Below are 11,873 nucleotides of genomic sequence, written 5' to 3' on the forward strand. Positions count from 1 at the left end.
AATAAACAAAATTATGAAAACAAAGGTTCTTTTAATGTTTGCCGTGATAAGCTTTTTATCATTCACACAATCGGTAAACGCTCAAAAAGGTATCAGAATTGGTTACATCGATATGGAGTATATTCTTGAAAATGTACCCGATTATAACGAAGCCTCTGCCGAATTGGAGTCTAAAGTACAAAAATGGAAGGTAGAGATCGAAGCAGAACTGAAGGAGGTAGATGAAATGAGGAAGGATCTTAATAATGAAAGAGTTTTATTAACAAAAGAATTAATTGAAGAAAGAGAAGAAGATATACTCTATAAGGAAAAAGAGATTCTAGAATACCAACAAAAACGGTTTGGACCTAATGGAGATTTGTTCCTTCAGAAAAAAAGATTGGTTCAACCTGTACAAGATCAAGTTTTTGTTGCAGTTCAGGAAATCGCAAAAAACAAAAGATATGACTTTGTTTTTGATAAATCGGCAGATCTTGTAATGCTGTATTCTGCAGATCGATATGACATCAGCGATCAGGTGTTATTACGAATAAACAGAGCATCAAAAAGAAAGCAGCTTAATAGCAAAAGAGAAAAGAAATCTCTTGAAAGAGCAGAAAAAAGAACAGCTGCACAAGAGAAAGAAGTTACAGATAGAGAAAAAGCGACTTTACAAAGACAATCTGAAAGAGAAAAGTTACTTGCAGAACGTAAAGCCGAAAGAGACTCGATAAGAGCGGCAAAAAGAAAAGAATTTGAAGAAAGAAGAGCGAAGTTATTAGAATTGCAAAAGAAGAAAAAAGATTCTATTGAAGCTCTAAAAACTCAAAAAGATAAGTTAAAACAAGAAGACGATCAATCCAATAACGGAGATAATAATTAAAAAACTAATATTAAATTTATAACACCCTTTAATAATTAATTGAAAATGAAACAATTTAGAACATTACTAGTAGCTATTGCAATTACTATGGGAACTTCAGGTTTTGTAAATGCTCAATCTAAAGTAGCACATATTGCATCGCAAGCATTGGTTGAATCTATGCCAGATTTCAAAGCTGCTAAAAGTGAGATTGAAAAGCTTAACAAGACTTATGACGCTGAGATTAGAAATATGGTTCTAGAATTGCAAAGCACTATCAAAAGATACTCACAGGAAGCTGAGACGAAAACTGATGAGGAAAACTTAAAAAGACAGCAAGAGATACAATCTTCAGAGAAAACAATTAGTGAATACAGACAAAATGCACTAAAAGATCTTCAGAAGAAAGAAATCGAATTAATGAAGCCTATATATGAAAAAGCTCGTACTTCTATTCAAAAAGTAGCAAGAGCACAAGGGTTTCAATATGTATTAGATTCTACCACTGGTACAGGAGTAATCATGGCTGATGGTAAAGATCTTATGGCCGATGTAAAGAAAGATTTAGGTATTTAATACAATTACTTTACAACAAAAAAAGCAAAGACGGTGAGCAAATCTCATCGTCTTTTTTATTTTTGAAACAAATTCTGTGTTACCGTAGATGAAAGAACAAAACAAACCTATAGGCATATTCGATTCGGGAGTAGGTGGCTCATCGATTTGGAAAGAAATTATAACACTTCTTCCATCTGAAGATACTGTTTTCTTGGCCGATAGTAAGTATGCACCTTATGGTAAACGTAGTAAAAAAGAAATTCTGGAGCTTAGCATTAAGAATACAGAAAAATTACTGGAGTTCGATTGTAAAATTATTGTTGTAGCCTGTAACACAGCCACTACTAATGCTATAAAAGAATTAAGATCATCCTATAATATTCCTTTTATAGGTATAGAACCTGCGATCAAACCTGCTGCAATTCATACCAAAACCAACAAAGTAGGAGTACTGGCTACCAAAGGAACGTTATCGAGCGAATTATTTGCCAAAACCTCTGATTTATACGCGCAAAACATAGAAGTAATCGAAGTGATCGGCACAGGGTTGGTAGAACTTATTGAAGATGGTAAAATTGAATCGACAGAGATGTATGATCTATTACATTCCTACATACAGCCTTTGATCGAAAAAAACATAGATTACCTTGTTCTGGGATGCACACATTACCCCTACCTTATTCCTATTTTAAAAAATATTCTCCCCGACAATGTTACTATTATAGATTCAGGAGAAGCTGTTGCAAGACAAACAAAAGCTATACTAACACAACATCAACTCTTAAATCCAGTATCAGACCGTAGTAGTTATCATAGACTTTATAGCAATGCAACTATCGATACTTTAAAAGAAATTATTAAACCTACACTTTCTAACTATTCTGCAGAAAAATTAGACTTCTGATCTATTTAAAATAATCTAGAAGTGCAGCTTTTTTCGAAGAAGACACTGCCAACTCCTTGCCAGAAGAAAGTACAATACTCCCACCCTTCCCTTTTCGATATTTTACAATCTTAACCACATTGACCAAGTAACTTTTATGTATTCTGGCAAACCCATGATCATGTAAAGATTCTTCAAAATACTTTAATGTTTTACTTACCAGTTTCTGCCCTTTCTCTAAATAAATTTTGGTATAGTTATCATCTGCCTCACAATACATGATATTCGAAATCTCAAGAACCTCGAACCCATCCTGTTGTGGTATGGTAATTTTCCCTTCAACAGAGGTGATTTTAGGTACCAAAACAGCATCCTGAAGCACTGCTTCTTTCTGTTTTATTTGAGTAACATGGTCTACTGCTTTTATTAGATTATCTATCGCTATCGGCTTTAACAGGTAATAGGTAGCTTGAGCATTTAATGCATCTACAGCGTAATGATCATAGGCCGTTACAAAAACAATCTCAAAGGTACGATCTGGAACCTGTTCCAAAAAATCAAAAGCATTCCCATAAGGCATTTCAACATCAAGAAATATAACATCTGGTGTATGGGTTTCAAGCAACGTTAATGTTTCTTGCACACTAGCTGCTTCTCCCAGAATGTTTACCGAAGTGCAATATTTACCAAGATAATTTCTAAGAATCGTCCTACTGTTTGCTTCATCATCTACAATGATTGCTGATAAATTCATGTGTCTTTTTTAAGTATTAATGTTACCTGAGTCCCCTCTGCATTTGTATTTAAGTCTGAAATAAACACATCTACCTTGTCCTTATACATTTCGTTAAGGATAGCAATTCGCTTTTTGATATTGCCCATTCCCTTCGATTTTTGCAGTTTCTGGTTTTGTGTTTTTAGCTCTTTAGATTTTGTACGCCCGATACCGTCATCGGCAATTATGATTTCAATACTATCAACATTTTTTTTCTTAAAATGAATAGACAGCAACCCTTTTTCATTTTTATATCTCAATCCGTGCCAAACAGCATTCTCTACATAAGGTTGAAGCAACATAGGAGGTATCATATACTCCTGAACATCAATATCGGGATCAACTTCTATACTATATTCAAATTTGTCCTGAAATCTAAAGTGTTCTAACTGCACATACAATTTCAACAATTCTATTTCTTTTTCTAATGGAATGAAATCTTCTTCGCTATTCTCTAAAACCGCTCTCATCAATAGTGAAAAATCGGTTAAGTATCGATTTGCGGTTCGCTCATCACTAGTAGCTATAAAGGTATTTACAGAATTCAACGCATTAAAAATAAAGTGCGGGTTCATTTGCGATCGCAAAGACTTTAGTGCAAGTAAATTGTTGGCATAGCGTTGTTGTTTCATATTTCGAAACATTAAATACGCCGCTAACAATAGCAAGGTCGTTAGGCCTATTAGAAAGTAAATAATGATCTGTTGCCTCAAACTTTGCTGATCGGCCAATTCTTGCGAGGCAAAAGCCAATTTATATCGAGTTTCATTAAGCTCTCGATCCTTTTCTAAGGTTGTTATACGGTTTGCGCTTTGAGCTAGTTCGCGACTAAAACGAGCAGCTTGAGAAATTTCCTGTTCTTTCTGTATATAAAGTTTATCTACAATAACTTCATACTCTTCGAAAGCTTCAGACGCCTTTTTTAGTTCGCCCTTTTCGCGATATACTTCTCCCAATTTCCTGGTAGCGTCTTTTTGAACTATTAGATCGTTTTTTGAGGCGGCCTCTTTTTTACTTTCTTCAAAATAACTAATCGCTTCGTCATACTTCTCTTGAGCAGCAAAGGCATTGGCAATTTTGTAGTTCTGCACCTGCGTCGTAATAGCTTTGTCTTCTTCTTGAGGGGCTTCACTCTCAACATCATCAATTTCTTCGATATCTTCTAGAGCCTCTTTTCGGAGTTGAATCTCTTTATCATAACTATTACTCTTATTGTAAAAATCTGCCGCTACACTTCGCTGTCTCGCCGCAGTTTTTTTATCTTTTCTGTCTGCCAACTGAACCGAGTTATCCAAATACTCTTCGGCAACACTAATATTCCCTTGATTTTGGAGCACCCCAGCTATTTTTGAATTTAAAGAGATAACCTTATCATCCTGGTTTTTCCTACTACTTATTGCTAAGGCTTTGTTATAGTTTTTTTCGGCCTCCTCATAATTCTCAAGACCTTTGTTACTATCCCCCAATCCTTCAAAAACCAGTATTCGCTGAGCCGCACTTAACCTGGATTTTTGTAATTGATCAAACGTTTTAAAAGCTTTTTGATAATTTTTATTCGCCAATTGCGCCTGACCAAGTTTTATTTTAACGTCGGCATTATATTTATTTGAAAGACTAATAAGATAGTTACTCTCAGCAAGATCAGGCTGTTTCCAATGTCTGTAAATATCTGCCAGAGTCTCATATAGCTCAGCTTTTTTATCATCTCCAGACGGATCATTTTTCCCAACTGCTTCTAAGGCTTTTGTGATGAATTCAATACTTGTTCCTGCATCTTTTTTTAAGGACTCTTTTGCCAACTTTAAATTTTCCTGATAAACAGCCGCTCCTCTTTTTGATTTGGATAGTGTATTCGATTCAGACTCTCTGGGGTTTTCATGCACCTCAACATCTATACGTTGCCCATCTCTAATCGTATATCGAATCGTTTCAAAGCTATCGTGCGCGATAATAATCTCATCTCCGATATGAGCTTGTATTTTAAAATCTCCAAAAACATTGGTAGTTACCGTTCCTTTTCCCAAAACGGTAATCTCCACATTTTTTATGGGTTCTTTGGTATTTTTTTCTTTGACTGAACCCTTTATTGTCATAGGTGCAGTTCGTCGAGCTGCTTCATTAACTTGTCCAAAGACAAAAAATGGCAACAACAAAAAAACCAATATGTATCCTATTTTATACATTATATCATTTTTCAACAGGATAAACTTAACCTATTTAACTCGGATAATAAAATACCCACAACCCAATAACAGTGGTTTCTGTAGCATTTTAAACATGAAAAGATTGTTTCCCTCATCCAAAAACACAATTCCCTCATTTATAATCGTGTATTACTCATTATAGATTTTTATGCAAAAAAGTTAGACATAGTTTTACCCTATAATTTTAAAAACAATGCCATGAAAACTTTTTTTGTTTGGACCACATTATGCATATGCATTCATTTTTCTTGTAACGCAAATCATCAACAAAATTCTGAGTTGGCGTTACAAAATCAGACACATAAAATATCGACTACCAAAACAGACCCTAACACCAGTAACATACAGGTTGCTCTATTATTAGATACAAGTAATAGTATGGATGGACTTATAGAACAAGCTAAGGCGCAACTTTGGGAAATTGTAAATGAATTATCTTATGCTCGTTGTGGTCGAAATAAAATTAAACTTCAAATCGCATTATATGAATATGGTAATGATGGGTTACCTTCTACAGAAGGATTTATTCGGCAAGTATTACCTTTTTCTGAAGACCTCGACGAAATTTCTAAGGAGCTATTTGCTTTAACAACCAATGGTGGTAACGAATTCTGCGGAAAGGTGATCAATACCTCTATAAATCAACTAGATTGGAAAAAAAGTAACGATGATCTTAAACTTATCTTTATCGCCGGAAATGAACCTTTTACCCAAGGACCAACCAATTATAGAGATGCAGCTACCGATGCCTTAGAAAAAGGAATCACTATCAACACTATTTTCTGTGGAAACTTTAGACAAGGTATAGATACCAAGTGGAAACATGGAGCAGATTTAACTTATGGAGAATATAGTGCTATCGATCACAACCATCAAACAGTTCACATTGCAACACCTTATGATGACGTAATCCTTCAACTTAATCATCAATTAAACGACACTTACATTTATTATGGTAGTCGGGGAGCTCAAAAACGAAGTATGCAGATGGAACAAGACCGTAATGCCAAGTCTTATAGTGAGGCCAATTCAGTAAGTCGTGCAGTGAGTAAAAGCTCTGGGTTCTATAAAAATGAAAGCTGGGATCTAATTGATGCAGCCAAAGAAGATGACTTTGAACTTGAAGAAATTGCAGAAGAACAATTACCACAAGAATTAAAAGGAAAATCTAAAGGTGAACTAAAAAAGCATATCGAAGAAAAAAGTGCAAAACGTAAAGAAATACAACAAAAAATTCAAGAACTAAATAAAAAAAGAACCACATACATAAAGGAAAACCGAAAAAAAGAAGATAGCAATCTTGAAGCAGCATTGTTAAATGCCATAAAGAAACAAGGAAAGAAAAAATCCTTTAGCTGGGAAGAATAGGAAAACCTGATACTTTAAGTTCCTTTCTCAAACGGAAAGGAACTTTCTTTTAATTTTTAAAACGTAAGAATATGAAATCAACTATAAAAACCATCGTACTATTATTTTTACCATTAACCATAATCGCTCAAAAAAAACAACCGCAAACGAAATCTCTTGTAGACATTGAAGGCTTTGAAAAACTAACTCAAGAAGTAATGGAATATAGAGAAACCCGATTACTTCCTTTGGATCAATTTCTTGAATTTGCAAAAGATGAGAATACGATTATTTTAGACACTCGTTCAAAATCAGGCTATAAACAAAAGCATATTAAGGGTGCAGTGCATATTAATTTTTCTGATTTCACCGAAAAGAAACTGGCGAAAATAATTCCCTCAAAAAATACAAGAATCCTTATTTACTGCAATAATAATATTATTGGTGATACGATCAACTTTGCTACCAAAATGGCTCCGTTGGCTTTAAATATTCCAACATTTATTAATCTATATGGCTATGGTTATGAAAATGTGTACGAATTATCATCTTTGGTCTTGGTGGAGGACAAAAGGTTAATTTTCGAGGGAACTACTATCAAATAGGCAAATAGTACTATAGTCTTCTACTCAAACTGTAATAAAATTTGTTCTTTTTAAATTTTTATCTATCTTTGTACTGTAATAAAAAATATTACATTATAAAAATGGTAAAAACCAAATTCTCTATAGCGCTTCATATCATGACCTTATTATCTATTTATAAGGATGAGTGGTTAACTTCTGCCTGGATTGCAGCAAGTTTAAATATGAACCCCGTTTTGGTGAGAAAAGAAATTGCTATACTCAAAGAAAATGGTCTTATTGATAGCAAAGAAGGAAAAAATGGAGGGGTACGCATTCTTAAGGATGCCAAGAACATTAAGTTGTCAGATATTTTTAATAGCGTAAAAGGAGAGGATAACGTTTTATCCTTACTGAAAAACACTCCAAATCCTGATTGCATTGTTGGAAAGCAAATAAACCAAAATCTAAAGTCATTGCTTAATACTATTGACAAAGCCGTAAGCGATGCACTAGAAAAACAAACTCTTGAAAATTTTAAAAATCAATTTTGATTTTTTTTACTCAAAACTGTAACAAAAATTATTACAATAATGAAAACAAAACATAAAACAATTAACATAGACGGTATTAATATTTTCTACCGAGAAGCAGGAGAGAAACACCTACCAACGATATTGCTTTTACACGGTTTCCCTTCTTCTTCTCACATGTACAGAGAACTCATAGAATTATTAGCAAACCATTATCATCTCATTGCACCAGATTATCCTGGTTTTGGATTAAGTGACACCCCAAGCAAAGATGATTATCAATACAGCTTCGATACTGTTACCCAAACGATAGAAGGCTTTATTAATACCTTACAGCTTTCTTCGTTCTATGTATTTATGCAGGACTATGGAGGGCCAATCGGTTTCAGAATAACAAGTAAATACCCTGAACGCATCAAAGGATTAATAATTCAAAATGCCAATACTTATTTAGAAGGTTTAGGAGAATGGGCAATGAAAATTGGTTCCTATCAAAAAAATAATGATCCAGAAGGGTTGCATCAATACAAAAACTACCTAATGTCTGCCGATGGTATTAAAGAACAATATTTATCTGGAACCAATAATCCGAACAATATAGATCCCATTTCCTACCTTACAGATACTGCTTTTATCACTAGAGAAGGCAACAATGAGATTCAAACAGAATTGTTCTACAACTACGGAGTTAATTTTTCGAAGTACCCAGAATGGCAAGATTACTTACAAAAACACCAACCTCCCACATTGATTGTATGGGGAGAAAACGACAAGTTTTTTAGCAAATCTGGTGGAGAAGCTTACCTCAATGATCTTAAAAACCCTTCTATACACTTTTTTAACTCCGGACATTTTATGCTTGAAGAGTTTAGCAAAGAAGTATCAGAATTAATCATAGAATTTACCAAATAACATATATAACATTTAAAAATTTAAAACAATGAAAATTACAATTGTAGGAGCTGGTGGTAACATTGGCAAAAGAATTACAGCAGAAGCAGCATATAGAAATCATGAATTGCACCTTATTACTTCAAAAGAAGTATCTGAATTTCAACTTGAAAATACAGACAAGGTAAGTACAGAAAAAGTAGATATTTTTAATACCGAACAGTTAGCTTCAGTTTTTAAAAACAGTGATGTAGTAATTAGTTCATATGCTCCTCCTCATGACGATACAGATATTCTTATTGATGCATCAAAATCTTTGGTAACTGCAGCAAAAGAAGCTGGAACCAGATTAATAGCGGTTGGTGGTGCAGGTAGTTTAAAGGTAAGTGATGATTTGCTATTGATCGATGCTCCAAATTTCCCTGAAGAATATAAGGCAATTGCTCAATCACATTTAACGGTGTTAGAAACTGTTTATAAACCAGAGAAAAACCTAAATTGGACCAATGTATCTCCATCTGCCTATATTTTTGAAGGTGAAAGAACAGGAAATTTCAGAATAGGTGAAGATCAATTAATTTCAAATGAAAACGGAGATAGTTCTATATCTATGGAAGATTTTGCCGTTGGGGTCTTGAATGAAGTAGAAACTCCTGCATATTCCAAAAAACGTTTCACTATAGGATACTAATATTAAAAACAAAAAAAGGGTGACTTAAATAAGTCACCCTTTTTATTTATCTATACACCGATTACGCCAAATCGAAACGGTCTAAATTCATCACTTTGGACCAGGCAGACACAAAATGATCTATGAATCGTTTTTCGGCATCTTTACTACCAAATACTTCAGCAATTGCACGAAGTTCTGTATTTGATCCAAAAATAAGATCTACTCTGGTTCCTGTCCATTTCAGTTCTCCTGTTCTACGGTCACGGCCTTCAAACACCTCATCTGCATCAGAAACAGCTTTCCAGGTGGTTCCTAGATCAAGAAGATTTACAAAGAAATCATTACTTAAAGTTTCTGGACGATCTGTAAACACACCATGTTGCGAATGATCAAAATTCGTATTCAGCACACGCAATCCACCAACTAAGACTGTCATTTCTGGTGCTGTTAAAGTTAATAACTGAGCACGATCAACCAACATTTCTTCTGTAGATATAGTATACTTCGATTTCACATAGTTACGGAAACCATCTGCAGCTGGTTCCAGAATAGAGAAAGAAGCAACATCGGTTTGCTCTATGGATGAGTCTCCTCTACCAGGTGAAAAAGGAACATTGATATCATGCCCCGCATTTTTTGCTGCTTTTTCTACTCCAGCATTTCCTGCCAATACGATTACATCTGCCAGAGATACTTGTTTGTTACCAGATTGCGCATTGAATTCATTTTGAATTCGTTCTAACACATCCAATACTTTTGCCAGCTGTGCAGGATTATTTACATCCCAATCTTTTTGAGGTTCCAAACGAATTCGAGCACCATTGGCTCCTCCTCGCTTATCTGATCCTCTAAAAGTAGAAGCCGAAGCCCATGCTGTAGATACCAATTCTGAAATTGATAATCCTGAAGCCAAAATATTATTTTTTAAAGCTGCTATATCTTGATCAGTAACTGTATCTCCTTTGTGCTGAGGAACTGGATCTTGCCAGATCAATTCTTCAGTTGGTACCTCTGGACCTAAGTAACGTTGAATTGGTCCCATATCACGGTGTGTCAACTTAAACCAAGCACGAGCAAAAGCGTCTTCAAACTCTTTAGGGTTTTCTTGAAAATGTCTAGAAATTTTCTCGTATGCAGGATCCATTCTCATGGCCATATCTGCTGTGGTCATCATTAAATCTTGTTGCTTAGACGCATCATGGGCCATAGGAGCCATTCTTGCGGCAGAAGCTGCAGTTGGCTTCCATTGGTGTGCTCCAGCTGGACTTTTAGTTAGTTCCCACTCATATCCAAAAAGTACATCAAAATAATCATGATCCCATTTAGTCGGGTTAGGAGTCCATGCCCCTTCAATACCACTAGTAATTGTATGATCTCCAAAACCAGACTCGTATGTATTTTTCCATCCTAAACTCTGCTCCTCAATACCAGCTCCCGCAGGTTCTCTTCCTACATACTTATCTGGGTCTGCAGCTCCATGAGCTTTACCAAACGTATGCCCTCCAGCAACCAAAGCCACCGTTTCATAATCGTTCATAGCCATACGGCCAAAAGTTTCTCGAATATCTTTACCCGAAGCTACAGGATCAGGATTACCATTAGGGCCTTCAGGATTCACATAAATCAATCCCATTTGTACAGCTCCTAAAGGATTTTCAAGTTCGCGATCTCCTTCATATCGTTTATCTCCTAACCATTCGGTCTCAGAACCCCAATAAATATCTTCTTCTGGCTCCCAAACATCTTCTCTACCTCCAGCAAAACCAAAAGTTTTGAATCCCATAGACTCAAGAGCACAATTTCCCGCCAAAATCATTAAATCTGCCCAAGAAATTTTCTTACCATATTTTTGTTTAATAGGCCATAATAATAGCCTAGCTTTATCCAAGTTTCCATTATCTGGCCAACTATTTAAAGGAGCGAAACGTTGTGTTCCTGATCCAGCTCCTCCTCTACCATCTGCTATACGATAGGTACCTGCACTATGCCAAGCCATTCTTATAAACAATGGACCATAATGACCATAATCGGCAGGCCACCAGTCTTGAGAATCGGTCATAAGCTCGTAAAGATCTTTCTTTAGTGCCTCTAAGTCTAATGATTTAAATTCTTCGGTGTAATCAAACTCTTCTTCCATAGGATTAGATAAAGTAGAGTGTTGACGAAGGATATTTAATTTTAATTGATTAGGCCACCAGTCACGATTTGAAGTACCTCCTCCTGCACCTTCTTTTAATGAACCATTTAAAAAAGGACACATACTTGCATCACCATTTAAGTTATAGGCAGAACCATGGGATAGGGTTCCTGTTTGTTTGTCATTTTCCATTGCGAATAGATTAAATAATTTGCTAATATATTTTTGATTTTATGCTGATATAAATCTACAATAATTTTTATTTATGTTTTTTAAAAAAACCATATATAAAAACTATTAAACTATTTGCGACACTTATATTCTATGGATAAATAAAATATCTCTTAATTTACCGTTTTCTGACACAAATACAAGAATGAACAACCTTAAAAAACCGTTAATAGTATAAAAATTAGAACACTATACATTTCTACTCCTTAATAAAACAGAAACAAGTTACGGTATAAA

11 protein-coding genes are annotated in these 11,873 nt (G+C 34.9%); 8 read left to right on the forward strand and 3 right to left on the reverse strand.

All coding sequences use genetic code 11. The annotated features are described in order from the left end of the window. Positions 1-13 precede the first annotated feature (13 nt). The 3 genes from M0D21_RS12530 to murI all read left to right on the forward strand — a co-directional run bounded on the left by M0D21_RS12530 (position 14) and on the right by murI (position 2,303). Positions 14-862 carry an OmpH family outer membrane protein gene (locus tag M0D21_RS12530; protein WP_248329978.1) on the forward strand — a complete coding sequence of 283 codons (849 nt, stop codon included), beginning with the start codon at positions 14-16 and terminating at the stop codon, positions 860-862. A 45-nt stretch (positions 863-907) separates the two neighbouring features. Continuing rightward, positions 908-1,417, forward strand: coding sequence for an OmpH family outer membrane protein (locus tag M0D21_RS12535; protein WP_248329980.1), 510 nt, complete (start codon positions 908-910; stop codon positions 1,415-1,417). Positions 1,418-1,505: 88 nt separating this feature from the next. Continuing rightward, on the forward strand, positions 1,506-2,303 hold the full coding sequence (murI, locus tag M0D21_RS12540) for a glutamate racemase (RefSeq protein ID WP_248329982.1): 798 nt from the start codon (positions 1,506-1,508) through the stop codon (positions 2,301-2,303). A gap of 1 nt (position 2,304) precedes the next feature. Here murI and M0D21_RS12545 read toward each other — a convergent pair whose 3' ends face one another. Beyond that, on the reverse strand, positions 2,305-3,036 hold the full coding sequence (locus tag M0D21_RS12545; protein ID WP_248329984.1) for a LytR/AlgR family response regulator transcription factor: 732 nt from the start codon (positions 3,034-3,036) through the stop codon (positions 2,305-2,307). Further along, positions 3,033-5,240 (reverse strand): histidine kinase, encoded by a 2,208-nt coding sequence (locus M0D21_RS12550; RefSeq protein ID WP_248329986.1) that lies wholly within the window; start codon positions 5,238-5,240, stop codon positions 3,033-3,035. Before M0D21_RS12550 ends, M0D21_RS12545 begins: the two co-directional genes overlap by 4 nt. Before the next feature lie 219 nt (positions 5,241-5,459). Here M0D21_RS12550 and M0D21_RS12555 point away from each other — a divergent pair, with 219 nt between their 5' ends. From M0D21_RS12555 to M0D21_RS12575, 5 genes are all read left to right on the forward strand, one after another. Then, complete coding sequence (locus tag M0D21_RS12555; protein WP_248329988.1) at positions 5,460-6,629, forward strand: vWA domain-containing protein; 1,170 nt, start codon at positions 5,460-5,462, stop codon at positions 6,627-6,629. Positions 6,630-6,700: 71 nt separating this feature from the next. Then, positions 6,701-7,213 (forward strand): rhodanese-like domain-containing protein, encoded by a 513-nt coding sequence (locus tag M0D21_RS12560; RefSeq protein ID WP_248329990.1) that lies wholly within the window; start codon positions 6,701-6,703, stop codon positions 7,211-7,213. A 101-nt stretch (positions 7,214-7,314) separates the two neighbouring features. After that, positions 7,315-7,725, forward strand: coding sequence for an Rrf2 family transcriptional regulator (locus M0D21_RS12565; RefSeq protein ID WP_248329992.1), 411 nt, complete (start codon positions 7,315-7,317; stop codon positions 7,723-7,725). A 39-nt stretch (positions 7,726-7,764) separates the two neighbouring features. Then, positions 7,765-8,616: an alpha/beta fold hydrolase gene (locus tag M0D21_RS12570; RefSeq protein WP_248329994.1), complete on the forward strand. Its 852-nt coding sequence runs from the start codon at positions 7,765-7,767 to the stop codon at positions 8,614-8,616. 28 nt (positions 8,617-8,644) lie between these two features. Further along, positions 8,645-9,286, forward strand: a complete 642-nt coding sequence (locus M0D21_RS12575; protein ID WP_248329996.1) for an NAD(P)-dependent oxidoreductase — start codon at positions 8,645-8,647, stop codon at positions 9,284-9,286. A 61-nt stretch (positions 9,287-9,347) separates the two neighbouring features. Here the strand turns inward: M0D21_RS12575 and katG are convergent, their stop codons facing one another. Beyond that, positions 9,348-11,597 carry a catalase/peroxidase HPI gene (katG, locus tag M0D21_RS12580; RefSeq protein ID WP_248329998.1) on the reverse strand — a complete coding sequence of 750 codons (2,250 nt, stop codon included), beginning with the start codon at positions 11,595-11,597 and terminating at the stop codon, positions 9,348-9,350. Positions 11,598-11,873 lie beyond the last annotated feature (276 nt).

The sequence above is a fragment of the Aquimarina acroporae genome, assembly GCF_023195925.1.
In the GTDB taxonomy this organism is placed as follows: domain Bacteria; phylum Bacteroidota; class Bacteroidia; order Flavobacteriales; family Flavobacteriaceae; genus Aquimarina; species Aquimarina acroporae.

Bases quoted from the DNA above. Each gene is read 5' to 3' on its own strand.
- M0D21_RS12530 (WP_248329978.1), top strand. From the start codon at position 14: ATGAAAACAAAGGTTCTTTTAATGTTTGCCGTGATAAGCTTTTTATCA.
- M0D21_RS12535 (WP_248329980.1), top strand. From the start codon at position 908: ATGAAACAATTTAGAACATTACTAGTAGCTATTGCAATTACTATGGGA.
- murI (WP_248329982.1), top strand. From the start codon at position 1,506: ATGAAAGAACAAAACAAACCTATAGGCATATTCGATTCGGGAGTAGGT.
- M0D21_RS12545 (WP_248329984.1), bottom strand. From the start codon at position 3,036: ATGAATTTATCAGCAATCATTGTAGATGATGAAGCAAACAGTAGGACG.
- M0D21_RS12550 (WP_248329986.1), bottom strand. From the start codon at position 5,240: ATGTATAAAATAGGATACATATTGGTTTTTTTGTTGTTGCCATTTTTT.
- M0D21_RS12555 (WP_248329988.1), top strand. From the start codon at position 5,460: ATGAAAACTTTTTTTGTTTGGACCACATTATGCATATGCATTCATTTT.
- M0D21_RS12560 (WP_248329990.1), top strand. From the start codon at position 6,701: ATGAAATCAACTATAAAAACCATCGTACTATTATTTTTACCATTAACC.
- M0D21_RS12565 (WP_248329992.1), top strand. From the start codon at position 7,315: ATGGTAAAAACCAAATTCTCTATAGCGCTTCATATCATGACCTTATTA.
- M0D21_RS12570 (WP_248329994.1), top strand. From the start codon at position 7,765: ATGAAAACAAAACATAAAACAATTAACATAGACGGTATTAATATTTTC.
- M0D21_RS12575 (WP_248329996.1), top strand. From the start codon at position 8,645: ATGAAAATTACAATTGTAGGAGCTGGTGGTAACATTGGCAAAAGAATT.
- katG (WP_248329998.1), bottom strand. From the start codon at position 11,597: ATGGAAAATGACAAACAAACAGGAACCCTATCCCATGGTTCTGCCTAT.